Raw genomic sequence first — 18,639 nt, forward strand, 5'->3', positions numbered from 1 at the left:
CGGACTCCAGGCGGAGTCGTCGTCGACCAGCCCCCTGGACTCGCTCACGCGCTCACCTCCCGGCAGGCGCGGTAGAAGTCCTTCCAGCCGTCGCGCTCCCGGACGACCGCTTCCAGGTACTCCTGCCAGATGACCCGGTCGGCCGCCGGGTCGCGGACGACGGCGCCGAGGATGCCCGCGGCGACGTCGCTCGGCCGCAGCAGCCCGTCGCCGAAGTGGGCTGCCAGGGCAAGGCCGTTGGTGACGACGGAGATCGCCTCGGCCGTCGACAGCGTGCCGCTGGGCGACTTCAGCTTCGTGCGCCCGTCCGCCGTGATCCCGTCGCGCAGCTCACGGAATACGGTCACCACCCGGCGGATCTCGTCGACGCCCTCGGGCACGGCCGGCAGGTCGAGCGAGCGGCCGATCTGGTCGACGCGGCGGGCGACGATGTCGACCTCGGCGTCCGCGCTCTCCGGCAACGGCAGCACCACCGTGTTGAAACGGCGGCGCAGGGCGCTGGAGAGGTCGTTGACCCCGCGGTCGCGGTCGTTCGCGGTGGCGATCAGGTTGAAGCCGCGGACGGCCTGCACCTCCTGCCCCAACTCCGGTATGGGCAGCGTCTTCTCGGACAGGATCGTGATCAGCGAGTCCTGCACGTCGGCCGGGATACGGGTCAGCTCCTCGACCCGTGCCGTCATCCCCTCCGCCATGGCCCGCATGACGGGGCTGGGCACCAGGGCGTCGCGGCTCGGGCCGTTGGCGAGCAGTTGCGCGTAGTTCCAGCCGTAGCGGATCGCCTCCTCCGGGGTGCCGGCGGTGCCCTGGACGAGCAGGGTCGAGTCGCCGCTGACCGCCGCCGCGAGGTGTTCGGAGACCCAGGTCTTGGCGGTGCCCGGCACGCCGAGCAGGAGCAGGGCCCGGTCGGTGGCGAGCGTGGTGACGGCGACCTCGACGATGCGGCGCGGGCCGACGTACTTCGGCGTGATCACCGTGCCGTCCGGCAGGATGCCGCCGAGCAGGTACGTGGCGACCGCCCACGGCGACATCTTCCAGCGGACCGGGCGCGGCCGGTCGTCCTGTGCGGCGAGCGCCGCGAGTTCGTCGGCGAAGGCGTCCTCGGCGTGCGGACGCAGCGCCTCCGGCGGCTCGGCCGTCTGCTTCTCACTCGCCTGCGCGTTGATGGGTTCTGCGGACACAGTCATGGCTGAGGCCCCCTCCAGCTCGGCCGGTTCGGATCTGGTGTCCACCGTGCACCACGCCACTGACAATCCGTTCTGACCTGCGGAAACGCTCGCGCCAGGCCGATTGTCAGTGCCGGGATCTACCTTCGATGTCATGACTCAGCAGGGGGTGCGCTGGACGGCTGACCAGGTGCTGGCACTGGCGCCTGACGCAGCGTCACGCAAGGCGGGAAGCAAGCTCGGGGCGGCGGGGCCGTGGTCCGAGGCGGGGAGTTCTGACGAGGGGACGGTGTGGGGGCTGTGCAAGGGCAGCGGCAGCAAGCCGTATCAGACGGTCGTCGACATCGCGGACACCGCGGGTCCGGCGTACAAGTGCAGTTGTCCGAGCCGCAAGTTCCCGTGCAAACACGCGCTGGGACTGCTCCTGTTGTGGGCGGGCGAGGACGACGCGGTGCCGGCGGGGCAGGCGCCGGACTGGGCCGAGCAGTGGCTGGCGGGGCGGCGGAAGCGGACGGAGGAGAAACGGGCGGCGGAGGCGTCCGGTTCCCCGGCCGCCGCTGATCCGGAGGCGGCGCGGCGCAGGGCGGAGCGGCGGGCCGAGCGGATCACCGCGGGCGCGGGCGAGTTGGAGCAGCGGCTGACGGACCTGCTGCGCACCGGGCTGGCCTCGGCGGAGCAGGCGGGGTACGGGGTGTGGGAGGAGACCGCGGCCCGCATGGTCGACGCGCAGGCACCCGGACTGGCAGCGCGGGCAAGGGAGTTGGGGGCGATCCCGTCCTCAGGACCCGGGTGGCCGGTGCGGCTGCTGGAGGAGTGCGCGCTGCTCCACCTCCTCGACCGGGCCTGGCTGCGCCGCGAGCGGCTGCCCGACGGTCTGGCGGCGACGGTCCGTTCCCGCATCGGCCTGCCCGGTTCGGCGGAGGGCCCGCCGGTGCGCGACAGTTGGCTGGTCCTGGCCCAGTACGACACGGCGGACGCGAAACTGACGACGCGCCGGATATGGCTGCACGGCACGGCGTCGGACCGCACGAGCCTGCTCCTCTCCTATGGTGCGGCGGGCCGCGCCCCGGAGCTCGCGCTGCCCGTCGGGCTGGCCCTGGAGGCGGAGGTGTCCGCGTACCCCGGTGCCGGGCAGCTCCGGGCGGCCCTGGGCGAGCAGTTCGCGCCGCCCGGGCCGACGACGGCACGGCCGCGAGGCGTGACGACGGCACAGGCCGCCGTCCGTTACGGGGAGGCGCTGCGGGACGACCCGTGGCTGGACGCGGTCCCGGTGACCCTGGACCGTGTCGTGCCGACCCCGGACGGCGACTCCTGGCAACTGGCGGACGCCGAGACGGAGTCGGCGCTCCCCCTGACCCCCACCGCCCGCTCCCGGCCCGGCCTGTGGCGACTCGTCGCGCTCTCCGGCGGCGCCCCGGTCAAGGTCTTCGGCGAGCTGGGCCACCGGGGCTTCACCCCGCTGACGGCCTGGCCGGAGGCGGCGGGAGAGCCGGTGTCCCTGTGCTGACCTTGTGCTGAGCGCATCCACCAACCCGACGGAAAGGCACCGCATGAACAGCATCTCTGCCCCGGGCGACTGGGAGGAACTCGTCACCACGGCGCTCCTCGGCACGGACCGCCGTACGCCTCCGTGGTGCGCGCCGGGCCAGGACGCGCCCGTGGCGCTGCTGGACGCGGCGGCCGTGGAGACCGTACGACGGCGGGCGGGGCTCCGTCCCGCGCGGGCGGCCGAACGGCCGGAGCCGGCCGTTCCCGACACGCGTCCGGCGCTGCCCGTGGCGGCGGCCCGCAGACTGGTGATGCTGCTGACCGACCGTCCGGGTGCGGGCGGCGGAGGACGCCGGGGCACCTCGCCGGATCTCATGGAGTTGCTGCCCCAGTGGCTCGCGGCGGCCAACGCGCGCGGTTTCGGCGCGCCCGTCCAGGTGCTGCCCGCGCTGCTGGACGCGGCCCGGGGGCGCACGGATCTACGGCCGGCGGCGCTGGAGTTCGCGGGCCCGCGCGCGCTGTGGCTGGCCCGGCTGAACCCGGACTGGCGGTTCGCCCTGCGCGCCACCCCGGGCGGCGGGACGGCCCTGCCGGACCTCGACGACCCTGGCCAGGTCCAACTGCTCTGGGAGGAGGGGCTGTTCGCCGAACGCGTCGCCCTGCTCGCGGCGATACGAGCCCAACGGCCCGCGGTCGCACGGGAGTTGCTCGTCACCACATGGACGACGGAGCGGGCGGAGGACCGGCTGATGTTCCTCGACTCGCTGCGGACGGGGCTCACGGCCGAGGACGAACCCTTCCTGGAGCAGGCGTTGGCCGACCGGAGCCGCAACGTACGGTCCACGGCGGCGGAGTTGCTGTCGGCGCTCCCGGACTCCGCGCTCGCCGCGCGGATGGCGGTCCGGGCCACGGCCTGCGTGGCGGTGGACCGTACGGGCGAGGAACCCTGCCTGGTCGTGGAGGCGCCGCACGAGTGCGACCCGGGCATGGAGCGGGACGGCGTGGTCGCCAAGGCTCCGGCAGGGCGCGGTGAACGGTCGTGGTGGCTGGGCCAGTTGGTGGAGGCGACCCCGCTCGGGACCTGGGAGCGGCGGCTGGGCGGCCGTACGCCCCGGGAGATCGTGGCGCTCGCGGTGGCGGACGACTGGCGGGGCGAGCTGCACGCCGCGTGGTGCCGGGCGGCGGTACGGCAGCGGAACGCGGAGTGGTCCCGGGCGTTGCTCGGGTCGCCGTCGGCGCCCGAGGCGGGCGGGCCTGGGGCGGTGTCGCTGGCCGAGCGCGCCAAGCTGCTGAGCACGCTGGGCGGGGGCGAACGGGCCGAGTGGGTGGCCGGGTTCATCGCGGCGCAAGGATTGTCCGAGGCGTTCCAGCTGCTCGGGGTGTGCGCGGTGCCGTGGGCCGCGCCACTGGGGCGGGCCGTGGTGGACGCGCTCAACATCGCGCGGGACGCGGGGAGTTACCCATGGAGTTTCAGCGGGGTGATGGGACTGGCCGAGCGCTGTCTCGACCCGGCCGAGGCAAGCCGGCTCGACGGGTTGCTGGCGGTACCGGACGAGTCGGAGGACGCGGCGCCGGGAGCGGGGGGCTATTGGGCGGAGGCGTTCCAGCGGTTGGTGACGACCTTGCGGCTGCGGGCGGCGATGGCGCGGGAGCTGGAGGAGCCGTAGAAACGAAAGGGCTGAGAAGTGGCCGGCACCGCGAAACGAACCCCCGCTCGCCGCGGTCCTACGCGCCGGCCGGTTGCCGCACGTTCTCCCGCACCCAGTCGACGATGGACTGCGTGGTCGCCCCGGGGGTGAAGATCTCCGCGACGCCCTTCTCCTTGAGGGGGGCGATGTCCGCCTCGGGGATGATCCCGCCGCCGAAGACGAGGATGTCCTCCGCCTCGCGCTGCTTCAGCAGGTCGATCACTGCGGCGAAGAGCGTGTTGTGGGCGCCGGAGAGGATGGAGAGGCCGATCGCGTCGGCGTCCTCCTGGATCGCGGTGTCGACGATCTGCTCGGGGGTCTGGTGGAGGCCGGTGTAGATGACCTCCATACCGGCATCGCGCAGCGCCCGCGCGATCACCTTGGCGCCGCGGTCATGGCCGTCGAGCCCCGGCTTGGCCACCACCACGCGGATCGGACCGGCTGCCACACCCATCACTGCCTCCATGAAGCGACTGCGTTCATCCCTACCGACGGGTACCGCGGCACCCGCTCCGGCGCGGGGAGTGAACGAACGTTATCTCCAGCATCCCGCAACCGGCAGTTTCGCGGTGGATACCGAGGGGGAAATCACACGAAGGGACACGTTCACCGCGCAGCGTTCCAGCGGGAACAAGCGCAACGGGAGCCGCAACGAGGTCGCCGCACCACCGCGCCGCAGGCCGCGCGCCGTGGTGGTGCGGCGCATCGGCGCAGGCACGAAGGGCACGCAGGGCAGGTGCGCCACGCCCGCTCCGCGCTTGCCCCTCGCGCACCGTCGGTGATCCTCGTGGTGGCCTCCCACGAGGGCACACGGGGGACGGAGCTGTCGATCCGTGTGCCGACAGGAGGTCGGCCCATGAAGGTCACCAGGGCGATGCAGCCCTTTCTCCCCCTCTGTCAGCGTCTTCTGCCCAGCAGGCTGGCGGGGCTCTCCATGACCCTCCTGAAAGCGACCGCCCTCGAGATCGCGATCCTCGCGGGCCACCTGCTCCTCTATCCGTCCGGCATCACCCAGGAACGCAGGCTGCCGACCGAGGCGAAACCCCCGGTGGTCCTGCTGCACGGGTTCATCGACAACCGCTCGGTGTTCGTGCTGCTGCGCCGGGCCCTGGCCCAGCACGGCCGCCGCCCGGTCGAATCGCTCAACTACTCGCCGCTGACCTGCGACATCCGTACCGCGGCCGAGCTGCTCGGCCGGCACATCGAGGAGATCTGCGAGCGCACAGGCAGTGAGCAGGTGGACATCGTCGGGCACAGTCTCGGCGGGCTGATCGCCCGCTATTACGTGCAACGGCTCGGCGGTGACCTGCGGGTCCGCACGCTGGTGACGCTCGGGACCCCGCACTCCGGCACCGCCGTGGTATCGCTGGCCAACGCCCATCCGATCGTCCGCCAGATGCGCCCCGGCTCGGCGGTGATCGAGGAACTGGGCCTGCCCGCCCCCGGCTGCCGCACACATTTCGTCAGCTTCTGGAGCGACCTCGACCACCTGATGGAGCCACTGGAGACCGCCCGCATCGACCACCCCGACCTGATCGCACAGAACGTGCAGGTCAGCGGCATCGGCCATCTCGCACTGCCAGTACACCCGGCCGTCGCGTCGGGCATCCGCCAGGCTCTCGACGCGCCACGGCCGGAAGCACCGGCGACCACTCACCGGGGCGGCCTGACGGTGGCCTGACCGGCGCCGGGCTTCAAAGGCGCACGACTCCTACTGGTAGCAAGGAGTCCCGCACCGAACGCTGACGGTGCCCGTCTCCCCGACCGGGAACACCGCCGCGCCCTGCGCCGGCGCGGGCCGGTGCGCGCGGCTGGTCTCCCACGGCGCGGGGGCGGCCGATGCCACCGGACCCGCGAGGCCGACCGTCGCCGCGGCCAGCACGACAGCGATCCCCGCACGTTTCCACACCTTCATGACGCTCTCCCCACGTCGAATGCCGCCGAATGCCGTCGACCGCAGTCAACGCGCCCCGCCTCCGGCACGGGAAGCATTTCCATGCTCTTCGAAGCGTCCGCACAGGGCGCCTACAGCGGCTGAACAGTCTCAAGCCTCGAACGCTATTCGAATGCAAGGCCAAACCCGTGCCCGCCGTCCCCCGAAACACGGCCGAATGCCCGTTTCCGGCAGACGCGAAACCTGAGGAAGATTGTCGGGCCCGCGTACCGCCGGGTACAGTCGCCGCACTGCTCTGCCAGCCCCTGTTGTCGAGGCGAAAGAGAAGGAAGTTGGTGAACGACCGTCACCCGTCGGGGATCATGACCACCCCGGCTCCGGCTTCCGATGCCACCTCGGCGCAGTACGCGTCGTACGGCGGACAGGACGCCCAGTACGGTGACTTCACCACGTACGGCGACCACTCCACCACGGGTTTTCACCAGGGCGCGGACAGCGGCCACACCACCGCGAGCTTCGCCACCGACCCCCTCTTCGGCGACATGCAGAGCCACGACACCGGCTCGCACACCACCGGCGCCTACGACTCCTCGGCCTGGTCCACGGGTGGTCAACACACCCTGAACTACGACCCGTACGCGGCCCAGCACCACGCCGCCTACAACGACACGGGCGCCTACGAGACCACCGCCTGGTCGGTCGACCACCAGCAGCTGTCCGCCATCCCGCCGCAGGCCGGCGCCCCCGACCACAGCGGCCAGTGGGACGCCAACGCCTGGCTGCAGCCCGACCAGTCGGCCCATTCCGCCGCCCCCGCCGACCAGACCCAGCACTGGGAATGGGGCACGCAGGCCTTCGACACGGGCGCCTACGACGCCACGCAGTGGAACGCCGACGGCAGCCCGGCCGACGCGACCACCGCCTTCGAGCAGCCGTCGTACGACGGGACGCACGAGGGCACGTACGACGGGACGCACGAGGGCACGTACGACGGGACGCACGGGGAGTCGTACGACGAACCCGCCCCGGAAGACGGCGAGTTGACCGCCACCGGTGAGCTGCCGGCCCTCGACGAGGCCGGGCAGGACCGGGACGGGTCCGAGCCGCGACCCGAACTCCTCGAGGACCAGGAGGAGTTCACCCCGGCCCCGGCGACCGCCTCGCGGGCCGCGGGCCGCAACGGGAGCCGTTCCCGGCGCCGTACGCCTCCGAAGCGGTCCGCGCTGATGACGATCGCCGTGCCGTCCGCGTGTGTGATGGGGGTCGCGGGGATCGCCGCCGCGTCCGTCGGCACGCTGACCGGCGGCGGCACGACGGCGTCCGCCTCCGACGCGACCTCGGTGAAGCCGTCCGTCGCGAACAACAAGCTGGACGCGCAGATCAAGAGCCTCTCGGCCGGCGCCGACGACTTCGCCGACCGGGCCAGCCGTACGCAGGAACGTATCGACCTCAAGGCCCAGCAGGAGGCCGAGAAGAAGAAGGCGGCGGCGGAGGCGGCCCGCAAGGAGCGGCTGCGCCCCAAGTACGTGCTGCCGGTGACGCAGAGGGGCCTCAGCGCCTACTTCGGCCAGGCCGGCGTCAACTGGATGTCCGTGCACACCGGCATCGACTTCCCCGTCTCGTACGGCACGACGGTGATGGCCGCGACGGACGGTGTCGTCAGCACGAAATGGAACAGTGCCTACGGCAACATGCTGATCCTCACGGAGAAGGACGGCACGCAGACCTGGTACTGCCACCTCTCCAGCTACCGCGTCCCCTCGGGGACGACGGTCAAGGCCGGCGACCCGATCGCGTACTCCGGGAACTCCGGGAACTCGACCGGCCCGCACCTGCACTTCGAGGTGCGCCCGGCGGGCGGCGCGGCGATCGACCCGCTCCCGTGGCTTCGCAGCCACGGGCTCGACCCGACGTAACTCCCGCTCCCCCTACAGCTTCTCCACCGGCGCGTACCGCAGCAGCAGCCGCTTCGGCTTGGCCTCTCCGAAGTCGACCGTCGCCTCCGCGTTCGCTCCCGTGCCCTTCACGCCGACGACCGTGCCGAGGCCGAACTGGTCGTGGGTGACCCGGTCGCCGACGGCCAGGGACACGACCGGCTTCTCCGAGGCCCTGCGGGTGGCGAAGCCCGAGGCGCCCGAGGCGGACGAACGCGAACGGGTCGAGGACAGGGAGGCCGCGATGCCCGAGGCCGGGCCCGTGGACGGCGGGGCCGCCATGGCGCCGGTCCGCTTCCACTCCACGTGTGCCGCCGGGATCTCCTCCAGGAAGCGGGAGGGCGGGTTGTACGACGGCTGTCCCCAGGCGCTGCGCAGCGACGAGCGGGTGAGGTAAAGGCGTTCCCGCGCGCGCGTGATGCCCACGTACGCGAGGCGCCGCTCCTCCTCCAGTTCCTTGGTCTGGCCAAGGGCGCGCATGTGCGGGAAGACGCCGTCCTCCATGCCGGTGAGGAAGACGACCGGGAACTCGAGTCCCTTGGCGGTGTGCAGGGTCATCAGGGTGATGACTCCGGAGCCGTCCTCGTCCTCGTCGGGGATCTGGTCCGAGTCGGCGACCAGGGCCACCCGCTCCAGGAAGGCGGCGAGCCCGACGGGCGTCTCGCTCTCGCCGTCCCCCGCCGTGTTCTCCTGTTCGAACTCCAGGGCCACGGCGGCGAGTTCCTGGAGGTTCTCGATGCGGGTCTCGTCCTGCGGGTCGGTGGAGGCCTGCAACTCGGCGAGATAGCCGGTGCGTTCGAGAATCGCCTCCAGGACCGTCGCCGGTCCGGCGCCGGACTCGACGATCGTACGGAGGTCCTCCATCAGCGTGTTGAACTTCTTGACCGCGTTCGTCGACCGCGCGGCCATGCCGTAGGCCTCGTCGACGCGCTTCAGCGCCTGCGGGAAGCTGATCTTCTCGCGCTGCGAGAGGGCGTCGATCATCGCCTCGGCGCGCTCGCCGATGCCGCGCTTGGGGACGTTGAGGATACGGCGCAGCGGGACCGTGTCCTCCGGGTTGGCCAGGACGCGGAGGTAGGCCAGGACGTCCCGGACCTCCTTGCGCTCGTAGAAGCGGACGCCGCCGACGACCTTGTAGGGCAGGCCGACGCGGATGAAGATCTCCTCGAAGACACGGGACTGGGCGTTCGTCCGGTAGAAGACGGCGACGTCCGAGGCCTTGGCCTCGCCCGCGTCGGTGAGACGGTCTATCTCCTCGGCGACGAACTGCGCCTCGTCGTGCTCGGTGTCGGCGACATAGCCGGTGATCTGCGCGCCCGCGCCCGCGTTGGTCCACAGGTTCTTGGGGCGGCGGGACTCGTTGCGCTCGATGACCGCGTTGGCGGCGGAGAGGATCGTCTGTGTGGAGCGGTAGTTCTGCTCCAGGAGGATCGTCGTCGCGTTCGGGTAGTCCTCCTCGAACTGGAGGATGTTGCGGATCGTCGCGCCCCGGAAGGCGTAGATCGACTGGTCGGCGTCGCCCACGACGCACAACTCGGCGGGCGGCAGGTCGTGTTCGGCCGGCGGTACGTCCTCGTCGTGCGCGCCGGTACCGACCAGCTCACGCACCAGCGAGTACTGCGCGTGGTTGGTGTCCTGGTACTCGTCGACCATGACGTGGCGGAAGCGGCGGCGGTAGTGCTCGGCGACGTCCGGGAAGGCGCGCAGCAGGTTGACCGTCGTCATGATCAGGTCGTCGAAGTCGAGGGCGTTGGCCTCGCGCAGCCGCGACTGGTACATGGCGTAGGCCTGGGCGAGGGTCTTCTCGAAACCGTCGGCCGCGCGGGCGGCGAAGTCCTCCTCGTCGACCAGTTCGTTCTTCAGGTTGGAGATCTGGGCGCTGAACGACTTGGGCGGGTAGCGCTTGGGGTCGAGGTCCAGGTCGCGGCAGACCAGGGCCATCAGGCGCTTGGAGTCGGCGGCGTCGTAGATCGAGAACGAGGAGGTGAAGCCGAGCTTCTTGGACTCGCGGCGCAGGATGCGCACACAGGCGCTGTGGAAGGTCATCACCCACATCGCGTTGGCGCGCGGGCCGACGAGCTGTTCGACGCGCTCCTTCATCTCGCCCGCGGCCTTGTTGGTGAAGGTGATCGCGAGGATCTGGCCCGGGTGCACATGGCGCTCGCCGAGGAGGTGGGCGATGCGGTGGGTGAGCACGCGGGTCTTGCCGGAGCCCGCGCCGGCCACGATGAGCAGCGGGGTGCCGGAGTGGATGACGGCCGCGCGCTGGTTCTCGTTCAGCCCGTCCAGGAGGGCTGCCGGGTCGACCGCCGGGCGCGGGGCGCCGTCCCGGTAGTAGGCGTCCCTGCTCGCGGGCACGTCGAACTTCCCGCCGAACAGGTCGTCCGGAACCGGCTCCGGGCCGTGCTCGTCCTCGGGCGGTGGCGGGGGCTCTTCCTCGTGGGCCCGAGGGGCCTTGAGATCCGCCAGGAAGCTGTCGTCAAAGAGGCTGCTCATCGCCCTCCGAGTTTAGGGCGCCCCACTGACAACCGGCCGCCACCCCGGGAGCTCGGGGAAATTCACGGTCCAGAACCGGTCGATAACGATCAGCGACGGTCAGACCCACTCATGACCGAGTTCACACAAACGTAGCGGGCATATCGGCCATCGACCTTCACACAAGCCACACAAGTTGGTTAGCGTTCGATCAAGTTCCCCGGCCCCACCGACTTCGGAAGGAGTCGCCCCCTTGGCGTCGTCGCGCCGCAAGCCGCGTTCCGCGGGCTCGCGCATCGCAGGCATATGGACCCCCGCCGACGAGGGCGAACCCCGCCTCGGCGAGGTCGACAAGAAGGTCGACGACCTCTACCGGCGGGCCGATTCGGCGACCGAGAGGGAGGACGGGGCAAGGCGCGCGTGGAAGATCAACTCCGTGCGGAAAAAGCCGAGTTCCTTCACCGCCATCCCGCACGACCACTACGACCAGGCCCAGTTGATGAGCCGGCTGGCCGCCCGCCGCAAGGACGCGGTCGCCGCACACCTCACGGAGCGGTCCACGACTACGGGGAAGCGCCAGGAGGCGGCCCTGAGCCTCCAGGCCCCCGCCGGGACGCGGAGCGACCCGAGGACGGCCAAGGCCACCGTCCAGAAGAAGCTCTCCACCGCACGCGCGCTGTTGTCGCAGTCGGCCGCGCGGCAGCACCGCCAAGAGGCAGCGGCGGCACTCGCGAGGCAGGCCCTCACCTTCGCCCGCGCCCAGATCGGCAAGCCGTACGTCGTGGGCGCCGCGGGCCCCGGCTCGTACGACTGCTCGGGCCTCGCCCAGGCCGCCTGGAAGGCCGCCGGAGTCACCCTCCCGCGCGCGACCACCGCCCAGGCCAACGCCGGCACGACGGTCCCCCTGGCCGACGCACAACCCGGCGACCTGGTCTTCTTCCACGACGACATCAGCCACGTCGGCGTATACGTGGGCGACGGCATGATGATCCACGCCCCGAAGCCCGGCACCTGCGTCCGCGAAGAATCGATCCACTACGGGGACACGTCGATCATCCACAGCGTGGTGCGGCCGGCCTGAGCGGAGTCCGGGGCTGTTCTTGACGGCCACGCACGCGTGCAGGTGTTTTTGAGGGCCACGCGCGCGTGGCCCTCTGTCGGCACCGGGGCGGCTCCCTAGCATCGGACCCATGTCCGGTACCGGTACCTCCCGCTTCCGCGCCTGGTGGGCGCAGCGTCCGCCGGCGGCCGGGGCCGTCGTGCTGGCGACCGGCATCGTGTCGGTCGGCCTGAGTCTCGCCGGGTACGAGGTGCTGTCCCGTATCGCCTTCGGGCTGGCCTGCGCCTTCTGGCTCGGACTGGCCGCGGACTTCGCCGTACGGCTGCTGTGGGACCGGCGGCGGTGGCTCACGGAGGCGGGGACGCCCGGTGCGCTGACGGCCGTCGCCGCGACCGCCGTACTCGGAACCCGGTTCTCGATCGCGGGTTGGCAGACCGTGGCCGAGGCGCTGCTCGCGCCGGCCGTGGTGCTGTGGCCGGGGCTGCTCGTACGGGTCCTGGGGAACTGGCGGGGGCGGATGCCCGGGACGGTGTTCCTCGGCTGTGTGGCCACACAGTCGCTGGCCGTTCTGGGGGCGACGATCGCCGGGGCCGAGGCGGTGACGTGGCTCGCGCACACGGCGCTGGTGCTGTTCTGGTTCGGGCTGGTCCTCTACGGGTTCGCGCTGGCCCGATTCGAATGGCGGCAGGTGATCATCGGGGCCGGTGACCACTGGATCGTCGGCGGCGCGCTGGCCGTCTCGGCGCTGGCCGGGTCGAAGCTGATCGCCGCCGACAGCGCCCGCCTGTATCTGTGGAACTCCGACGACCGGGGCGTCCTGCGGGCCGCGACCGTGGCGCTGCTGGTGCTCGACGTGGCGTGGTGCGTGGTTCTGCTGGCCGCCGAGATCGTCTGGCCCCGGCTGCGTTTCGACCTGCGGCGCTGGTCGACGGTGTTCCCGCTCGGGATGACGGCGGCGACCACGCTGTCCGTGGGCAGCGCCGTGGACGTCTCGTGGCTCAGGACGCCCGGGGAGGTGGTGCTGTGGATCGCGGTGGCGGCCTGGCTGGTGGTGGCCGCCGGGACGGTCCGTTTCTACCTCGCCGCCACGTCCGGGGTCAGGTCCACAGGACCGCGATGAAGATGTTGACCATGGTGAGGCCGCCGACCAGCGCGAACTGGTTCTTGTCGACCGTCTCCTCGTCCCGCTTGACGTAGACAAGTCCCAGGATCACGACCAGCAGCGCGAGCTTGATGCCGATCTTGATGTTGTTGACGTGCTGGTCGTCGGCCTGGTTGAGGCCGACCAGGATCGCGCCGGTGACCAGCATGGTCAGCGCGCCGTGCAGCATGCCGGGGACGAAGCGGGCCGTGCCGTGGCCCATCGCCTTCATCTGGGTGAGGAAACCGCCGAGCAGCGCGGCGATGCCGATGATGTGCAGGCCGACGAAGAGATGGATGAGTACGTCCATGGGTCCGGAGCCTATGCAGGTGCTCGGGACCGGCCGACACCGGGCCGCCCTGGCACTCACATGACCTTGCATATATGCGGCCCATAGCACCGCGTCACCACCCGCCGCGCCGGAACCGCCGCATCGGTCAGCGCGCCGCGTGAAGGCGGTGGGCCCGGACCGGAATCACAGTCACTTGACGTCAAAAGACGGTCACCTCACATCATTTCCGTACATGCGTTACCGAGCCGACATCTTCAGGTTTAGCGTCCTCCACCAGGTGACCGGCTCCCCACCGCCGCCCGCACCAGGGGCGGCCGTCGGCCACCACCGCCGAGAAGGTCCGGCGGCGGCCCGCTCCCCCTGTGCGGGCCGCCGCCGGACGCGCAAACCGCCCGCTCCCCCGGCGGTCGTACGAAAGGACGTGCAGTCCACGTGGCAGCGCACCGCAAGCCCCGACAGCGCTCGCTCAGCGGCCATACGGCCCGCACCGCCGCCACGATCGCCCTCGCGGGCGCGGCGACGGTGACCGGCTTCGACGGGACCTCGCACGCCGAGCCGCAGCTGACACCTGCACAGGTCAAGGCCAAGGTGGACAAGCTGTACCAGGAGGCGGAGGTCGCCACCGAGAAGTACGACGGCGCGAAGGAGAAGGCGGACGCGGCCGAGAAACGGCTCAACACCCTGCGGGACGAGGCGGCCCGCAAGACCGAGAAGCTCAACTCGGCACGGGATTCACTGGGTTACGTCGCCGCCGCCCAGTACCGCAGCGGCGGCATCGACCCCGCGGTGCAGCTCATGCTCTCGGACGACCCCGAACAGTATCTGGACGGCGCCGAGTTCGCCGACCGCGTGGGCCACCGCCAGACGGCCGCGGTCGCTCTCGTACGGCAACAGCTGCGGGAGATCGAGCAGTTGCGCGGCGCCGCGCACATCGAACTGACCTCGCTGAAGTCGCGGCAGACGGAGCTCGGCAGGCAGAAGAAGACGATCAACGGGAAGCTGGACCAGGCGCGGCGGCTGCTGTCCGCACTGCCTCCGCAGCAGCGGTCCCAGGTCGAGCAGACCGCCGGCACGACGGATCGCGCGTCACGGTCGGCGACCACGGCACGGGACGGACTGCACGCGCCCGGCTCCTCCGCCGCCACGGCCGACGCCCCCAACTCCCGTGCGGCGGCGGCCGTTTCCTACGCCTATCAGAAGCTCGGCAGCCCCTACGTCTGGGGCGCCACCGGCCCCAACGCCTTCGACTGCTCGGGCCTCGTCCAGGCCGCCTACAACTCCGCCGGAGTCTCGCTGCCCCGCACGACCTACGCCCAGATCAACGCCGGCCAACGGGTCTCCCGGGACGAACTGCGCCCCGGCGACCTGGTGTTCTTCTACTCGGGCATCAGCCACGTCGGCATCTACGTCGGCGACGGCCAGATGATCCACGCCCCTAACCCGACGGCTCCCGTGCGGCTGGCACCGATCGACCAGATGCCGTTCGCGGGGGCTACGCGGGTGGTGTGAGGCACCGGCCGCGTCCGATGCTCCCCCAGGTGAACTCCCTTACGGGTCACACCAGTCGGCGTGCCGTGGCCCAGCGGGTCAGCTCATGCCGGTTGGACAGCTGGAGCTTGCGCAGCACCGCCGAGACATGGGACTCGACCGTCTTCACCGAGATGAACAGCTGCTTGGCGATCTCCTTGTAGGCGTAGCCGCGCGCGATCAGGCGCAGCACCTCGCGCTCGCGCTGGGTGAGGCGGTCGAGGTCCTCGTCGACCGGCGGGGCGTCGGTCGAGGCGAAGGCGTCGAGGACGAAGCCGGCCAGTCGTGGGGAGAAGACCGCGTCGCCCTCCTGGACGCGGAAGACGGAGTTGACGAGGTCCGTGCCGGTGATCGTCTTGGTGACGTAGCCGCGCGCACCGCCGCGGATCACGCCGATCACGTCCTCCGCCGCGTCCGACACGGACAGCGCGAGGAAGCGGACGGGCTGCTCGGCGTCGCTCATCAACGGGGCGCAGCGGCGCAGGACTTCGACCCCGCCGCCGCCCGGGAGGTGAACGTCCAGGAGGACCACCTCGGGGCGGGTCGCGGTGATGACCGTGACCGCCTGGTCGACGTCCGCGGCCTCGCCGACCACCTCGACACCGGTCTCCTCGGTGCGGCCGATCTCCGCCTGGACCCCCGTACGGAACATGCGGTGGTCGTCGACGAGGACCACGCGCACGTGACGCCCGCCCGCGCTCCCGCCGGTCGGTTCCGCAGGCTCGTTCGTCTCGGTCGCGTCGCTCATGACGTCTTCTCCGCCCTCTCCATCTCCAGCTCGACCTCGGTACCGCCGTCCGGCACCGCGCGCAGCCGTGCCGTACCGCCGTGTCGCTCCATACGGCCGATGATCGATTCTCTGACGCCCATGCGGTCGGCGGGTATCGAGTCGAGGTCGAAGCCCGGCCCGCGGTCGCGGACGGACACGAAGACCTTCTTCCCCTCCACCTCGGCGTAGACCTGCACGGCGCCGCCCTCGCCACCGTACTTGGCCGCGTTGACCATCGCCTCGCGCGCGGCCTGCATCTGGGCGCCGATTCTCTCGTCGAGCGGGCAGTCCCCGACGATGACGACCTCGATGGGGACGCCGTGCTTGTCCTCGACCTCGGCCGCGCTGCGGCGCACCGCCTCGGCGAGGGTGTCGGGTTCGTCGGCCTCGTCCTTGCCGGTGCCCTCCGGTTTGTAGAGCCAGGCACGCAGATCGCGCTCCTGGGCACGGGCCAGGCGGCGCACCTCGTTCGGACTCTCCGCGTTGCGCTGGATCAGGGTCAGGGTGTGCAGCACGGAGTCGTGGACATGGGCGGCGACCTCGGCGCGCTCCTGGGCGCGGATGCGCATCAGGCGCTCCTCGGAGAGGTCCTGGGTCATCCGCACGAGGTACGGGCCGGCGAGCAGGGTGATGCCGACGAGGACCGCGAGGGCGGCCTGGAGCACCGAACCGAGGTGGGCGGCGGAGCCCTGCAGCACGAAGATCGCGGTGGCACCGGCGGTGACCAGCAGGACACCGCCGCCCGCGCGCAGCAGGCTGAGCGTACGGCGCCGGCCGCCGACCTCGGCCCAGCGGGCGCGGCGGGCGTTGTCCGCCTGACGCCAGACGAGGGCGACGCCCGCGCCGACGAGGACGACCGGGAAGAGATAGGCCTTGGCGCCGTCGCCCAGATTCACATTGCCGACGAAGACCAGCGCCACGACGACCATGAGGAGCAGGGCGACGATCTGGCCCTTGTCCGGCTTGCGGGCGACGAGTCTGCGGCGGCCGTCCGGCGAGGTCTCCGTGGAGACGAGGGACGGGGGCCGCTGACCGGCGACGCCGCCGACGCCGAGCGGCACGAAGAACCAGAACGAGGCGTACAACAGCGCGCCGAGTCCGTCGGCGAGGAACAGACCCACGAACACCAGCCGCACCCAGATCACCGGCAGGCCGAGATGCCCGGCGAGCCCCCGCGCCACTCCACCGAGCCAGCGTCCGTCACTGCTGCGGTAGAGCTTGCGCGGCGGCCGCGGGTCCTCGACTGGCAATGCTGCGGCTTCCGGCATGCCACCGATGTTCACACGCGCTGCGGCCCATGGCATCAGGGTCGGCCCCGGAGACTCCCCTGATCTTCGGAAACGGCGCGGTTCAGGGGCCTTGCGCAGGGTCGGGGTCGGTGTCGAACACTCCCCCGGTCCCTGTCAGGGCGGATTTCAGGGTTCGGCCAGGGTCGTCCCGACTGCCATCGGCGCCTCGCGGCGGGCAGCATGGACGCATGACAGATCACGAGCGCGCCGCGACGGGTCCGGGACCCGGCTCCGGCCCCGGCCCGGCAGCGGGCGGCGGGCCGCAGGACGCCGTGCCCGCCGCGGGTGCCGCGTCGCCGCCGGGCACCGCGTCGCCGGGTGCCGCGCCCGGCGACACCCTCACGGCCGCGCCTCCGCACCGGTTCCGGCGGGACCGGCGGTTCAAGGTGCTCGCGGGCGTGTGCGCGGGGCTCGGGCGGCAGTGCGACATGGACCCGGTGATCTTCCGCATCACCCTCGCGGTGCTCTCGGCGACGGGCGGCATCGGCCTCATCTTCTACGGCTTCGCCTGGCTCTTCGTCCCGTACGACGACGAGGAGGAGAACGAGGTCCGCAAGCTCTTCACCGGCCGCGTCGACGGCCAGGCCCTGGCGGCCGTGCTGTTCGCGCTGGTCGGCTGCGGTGTGTTCCTGTCGATGCTGAGCAACGGCAGCGTGCTCACCTTCGCCGTCGTCCTCTCCCTTCTGCTGGCCGGTGCGGGGTACTGGTCGCAGCAGCGCGGCGCCCCCGGCCCCGACCCGCTGGCCGCGCAGGCCGTCGCCGACGCCCCGCCGGAGGCCCAGGCACCGCCGGTGCCCGCCGCCTACCCCTCCTGGTGGCGCGACCCGATCGTCAAGGACGGCACCCACGTCGGTGGCACCGGCTATCTCTGGGGCCCCGGCGACTCCCGCACCCGCGACATCACGGACGCGGTCCACATCAGCCTCGATCCTTCGTACCCGCACTGGCCCCAGGATCTGCGGCCCCCGCGCCCGCCCGCCCCGAAGCCGCGCGGCCCGCGCTGGATCGGCGGCTGGGTCTTCCTGCTCGCCCTGCTGGCCGGCGCCCTCGGCACCGCCGCGCGCTGGGACGACCAGGCACTCGGCACCAGCCTGCAGATGGGTCTGGCCTGCGCGCTCGTCGTGTTCGGCCTGGGCATAGCGGTCAGCTCCTTCCTGGGGCGTACGGGGGCGGGCTCGGTGTTCCTCGCGATCGTCACGGCCGGCCTGCTCGCCGCCTCGGCGGCCCTGCCCAAGGACCTCACCACCCACTGGGAACGCCTCACCTGGCAGCCCACGACGGTGGCCCAGGTGCAGCCGCACTACGACCTGGGGAACGGCGTGGGCACCCTCGACCTGACCCGGCTGAGGCTGACGAAGGGGCAGACGGTGGCGACGTACGCCCAGGTGGGCATCGGCCAGTTGAAGGTGATCGTGCCGTCGGACGTGACGGTGAAGCTGAATGTGGACGTGGGCGTCGGGGACATCCAGTTGCCCGGTGACGACAAGAAGGACGTGGACGTGGAACCGGGCAAGCACCAGCAGGTCACTCTCACCCCGGAGACGGGCGTGAAGACCACCGGCACGCTGGACCTGGACCTCCGGGTCGACGTCGGACAGGCGGAGGTCAGCCGTGCTGCGTCATGAGTTCCGGCCCGGGAAGCTGGTCATCGGTCTCTTCCTCGTCGCCGCGGGCGTGGCCTACGCCGGGGACGCGGGCGGGCTGTGGGTGACCGAGTGGTTCGCGGCGATCCCCCTGGTCCTCGCCGGCCTGGTGCTGGCCGGTGTGGTGGCGGGCGTCAACGGGGCGATCCGCAGACGACGCAGGGTGGGGCGGCGGGGGAAGGGGGCCCCCCGGCGCCGGGAATACGTGGGTGTGACCCAAGACCCCCCCGCCGGGGCGGGGGCGCCCGCGGTGTGGGGCGGGCCCGGGGGCCCCCC

The 18,639-nt window shown here is 71.7% G+C and carries 16 protein-coding genes; 9 read left to right on the top strand and 7 right to left on the bottom strand.

Annotated features, from left to right (window positions below; all coding sequences use genetic code 11):
- Positions 1-44: 44 nt before the first annotated feature.
- Positions 45-1,184 (bottom strand): ATP-binding protein, encoded by a 1,140-nt coding sequence (locus ACFXC1_RS31325; RefSeq protein ID WP_019066805.1) that lies wholly within the window; start codon positions 1,182-1,184, stop codon positions 45-47.
- A 133-nt stretch (positions 1,185-1,317) separates the two neighbouring features.
- Here ACFXC1_RS31325 and ACFXC1_RS31330 point away from each other — a divergent pair, with 133 nt between their 5' ends.
- Positions 1,318-2,670: an SWIM zinc finger family protein gene (locus ACFXC1_RS31330; RefSeq protein WP_381248817.1), complete on the top strand. Its 1,353-nt coding sequence runs from the start codon at positions 1,318-1,320 to the stop codon at positions 2,668-2,670.
- 43 nt (positions 2,671-2,713) lie between these two features.
- A complete protein-coding gene (locus ACFXC1_RS31335; RefSeq protein ID WP_381248820.1) occupies positions 2,714-4,318 on the top strand; it encodes a DUF5691 domain-containing protein in 1,605 nt (534 codons plus the stop codon).
- A 58-nt stretch (positions 4,319-4,376) separates the two neighbouring features.
- Here ACFXC1_RS31335 and ACFXC1_RS31340 read toward each other — a convergent pair whose 3' ends face one another.
- Positions 4,377-4,793, bottom strand: coding sequence for a cobalamin B12-binding domain-containing protein (locus ACFXC1_RS31340; protein ID WP_019066802.1), 417 nt, complete (start codon positions 4,791-4,793; stop codon positions 4,377-4,379).
- A gap of 402 nt (positions 4,794-5,195) precedes the next feature.
- Between ACFXC1_RS31340 and ACFXC1_RS31345 the strand changes: the two genes are divergently transcribed.
- Positions 5,196-6,020 carry an esterase/lipase family protein gene (locus ACFXC1_RS31345; RefSeq protein ID WP_381248823.1) on the top strand — a complete coding sequence of 275 codons (825 nt, stop codon included), beginning with the start codon at positions 5,196-5,198 and terminating at the stop codon, positions 6,018-6,020.
- Between the two features lie 30 nt (positions 6,021-6,050).
- Here the strand turns inward: ACFXC1_RS31345 and ACFXC1_RS31350 are convergent, their stop codons facing one another.
- The gene (locus ACFXC1_RS31350; protein ID WP_381248826.1) at positions 6,051-6,254 is read right to left on the bottom strand and encodes a hypothetical protein; all 204 of its coding nucleotides are present in this window, start codon (positions 6,252-6,254) and stop codon (positions 6,051-6,053) included.
- Between the two features lie 341 nt (positions 6,255-6,595).
- Here ACFXC1_RS31350 and ACFXC1_RS31355 point away from each other — a divergent pair, with 341 nt between their 5' ends.
- Positions 6,596-8,149 carry a peptidoglycan DD-metalloendopeptidase family protein gene (locus tag ACFXC1_RS31355; protein WP_381249033.1) on the top strand — a complete coding sequence of 518 codons (1,554 nt, stop codon included), beginning with the start codon at positions 6,596-6,598 and terminating at the stop codon, positions 8,147-8,149.
- Between the two features lie 12 nt (positions 8,150-8,161).
- On the opposite strand, the gene pcrA is transcribed toward ACFXC1_RS31355, so the two are convergent.
- Positions 8,162-10,663: a DNA helicase PcrA gene (gene pcrA / locus ACFXC1_RS31360; protein ID WP_381248829.1), complete on the bottom strand. Its 2,502-nt coding sequence runs from the start codon at positions 10,661-10,663 to the stop codon at positions 8,162-8,164.
- 232 nt (positions 10,664-10,895) lie between these two features.
- On the opposite strand from pcrA, the gene ACFXC1_RS31365 reads away from it, so the two are divergent.
- Together ACFXC1_RS31365 and ACFXC1_RS31370 are read left to right on the top strand one after the other, a co-directional pair.
- Positions 10,896-11,723 (top strand): C40 family peptidase, encoded by an 828-nt coding sequence (locus ACFXC1_RS31365; protein ID WP_381248832.1) that lies wholly within the window; start codon positions 10,896-10,898, stop codon positions 11,721-11,723.
- A gap of 109 nt (positions 11,724-11,832) precedes the next feature.
- Positions 11,833-12,822, top strand: coding sequence for a tellurite resistance/C4-dicarboxylate transporter family protein (locus tag ACFXC1_RS31370; RefSeq protein ID WP_381248834.1), 990 nt, complete (start codon positions 11,833-11,835; stop codon positions 12,820-12,822).
- Here the strand turns inward: ACFXC1_RS31370 and ACFXC1_RS31375 are convergent.
- Positions 12,800-13,153: a hypothetical protein gene (locus ACFXC1_RS31375; protein WP_381248837.1), complete on the bottom strand. Its 354-nt coding sequence runs from the start codon at positions 13,151-13,153 to the stop codon at positions 12,800-12,802. The genes ACFXC1_RS31370 and ACFXC1_RS31375 overlap by 23 nt on opposite strands.
- A gap of 414 nt (positions 13,154-13,567) precedes the next feature.
- Here ACFXC1_RS31375 and ACFXC1_RS31380 point away from each other — a divergent pair, with 414 nt between their 5' ends.
- Entirely contained in the window at positions 13,568-14,644 is a 1,077-nt protein-coding gene (locus ACFXC1_RS31380) for a C40 family peptidase (protein WP_381248840.1), read from the top strand.
- 46 nt (positions 14,645-14,690) lie between these two features.
- Here ACFXC1_RS31380 and ACFXC1_RS31385 read toward each other — a convergent pair whose 3' ends face one another.
- The gene (locus ACFXC1_RS31385) at positions 14,691-15,410 is read right to left on the bottom strand and encodes a LuxR C-terminal-related transcriptional regulator (protein ID WP_019055616.1); all 720 of its coding nucleotides are present in this window, start codon (positions 15,408-15,410) and stop codon (positions 14,691-14,693) included.
- Positions 15,407-16,699, bottom strand: a complete 1,293-nt coding sequence (locus ACFXC1_RS31390; RefSeq protein ID WP_043259292.1) for an ATP-binding protein — start codon at positions 16,697-16,699, stop codon at positions 15,407-15,409. Before ACFXC1_RS31390 ends, ACFXC1_RS31385 begins: the two co-directional genes overlap by 4 nt.
- Positions 16,700-16,908: 209 nt before the next feature.
- Between ACFXC1_RS31390 and ACFXC1_RS31395 the strand changes: the two genes are divergently transcribed.
- Together ACFXC1_RS31395 and ACFXC1_RS31400 are read left to right on the top strand one after the other, a co-directional pair.
- Complete coding sequence (locus ACFXC1_RS31395) at positions 16,909-18,345, top strand: PspC domain-containing protein (RefSeq protein WP_381248845.1); 1,437 nt, start codon at positions 16,909-16,911, stop codon at positions 18,343-18,345.
- Positions 18,332-18,639, top strand: a 308-nt coding sequence (locus tag ACFXC1_RS31400) for a hypothetical protein (protein ID WP_381248847.1), incomplete at its 3' end; no start/stop codon positions are given. The genes ACFXC1_RS31395 and ACFXC1_RS31400, both read left to right, overlap by 14 nt.

Origin of the sequence: Streptomyces hokutonensis (genome assembly GCF_042751305.1) — a bacterium.
In the GTDB taxonomy this organism is placed as follows: Bacteria; Actinomycetota; Actinomycetes; order Streptomycetales; family Streptomycetaceae; genus Streptomyces; species Streptomyces hokutonensis_A.

Bases quoted from the DNA above. Each gene is read 5' to 3' on its own strand.
- ACFXC1_RS31325 (WP_019066805.1), bottom strand. From the start codon at position 1,184: ATGACTGTGTCCGCAGAACCCATCAACGCGCAGGCGAGTGAGAAGCAG.
- ACFXC1_RS31330 (WP_381248817.1), top strand. From the start codon at position 1,318: ATGACTCAGCAGGGGGTGCGCTGGACGGCTGACCAGGTGCTGGCACTG.
- ACFXC1_RS31335 (WP_381248820.1), top strand. From the start codon at position 2,714: ATGAACAGCATCTCTGCCCCGGGCGACTGGGAGGAACTCGTCACCACG.
- ACFXC1_RS31340 (WP_019066802.1), bottom strand. From the start codon at position 4,793: ATGGGTGTGGCAGCCGGTCCGATCCGCGTGGTGGTGGCCAAGCCGGGG.
- ACFXC1_RS31345 (WP_381248823.1), top strand. From the start codon at position 5,196: ATGAAGGTCACCAGGGCGATGCAGCCCTTTCTCCCCCTCTGTCAGCGT.
- ACFXC1_RS31350 (WP_381248826.1), bottom strand. From the start codon at position 6,254: ATGAAGGTGTGGAAACGTGCGGGGATCGCTGTCGTGCTGGCCGCGGCG.
- ACFXC1_RS31355 (WP_381249033.1), top strand. From the start codon at position 6,596: ATGACCACCCCGGCTCCGGCTTCCGATGCCACCTCGGCGCAGTACGCG.
- pcrA (WP_381248829.1), bottom strand. From the start codon at position 10,663: ATGAGCAGCCTCTTTGACGACAGCTTCCTGGCGGATCTCAAGGCCCCT.
- ACFXC1_RS31370 (WP_381248834.1), top strand. From the start codon at position 11,833: ATGTCCGGTACCGGTACCTCCCGCTTCCGCGCCTGGTGGGCGCAGCGT.
- ACFXC1_RS31375 (WP_381248837.1), bottom strand. From the start codon at position 13,153: ATGGACGTACTCATCCATCTCTTCGTCGGCCTGCACATCATCGGCATC.
- ACFXC1_RS31385 (WP_019055616.1), bottom strand. From the start codon at position 15,410: ATGAGCGACGCGACCGAGACGAACGAGCCTGCGGAACCGACCGGCGGG.
- ACFXC1_RS31390 (WP_043259292.1), bottom strand. From the start codon at position 16,699: ATGCCGGAAGCCGCAGCATTGCCAGTCGAGGACCCGCGGCCGCCGCGC.
- ACFXC1_RS31395 (WP_381248845.1), top strand. From the start codon at position 16,909: ATGACAGATCACGAGCGCGCCGCGACGGGTCCGGGACCCGGCTCCGGC.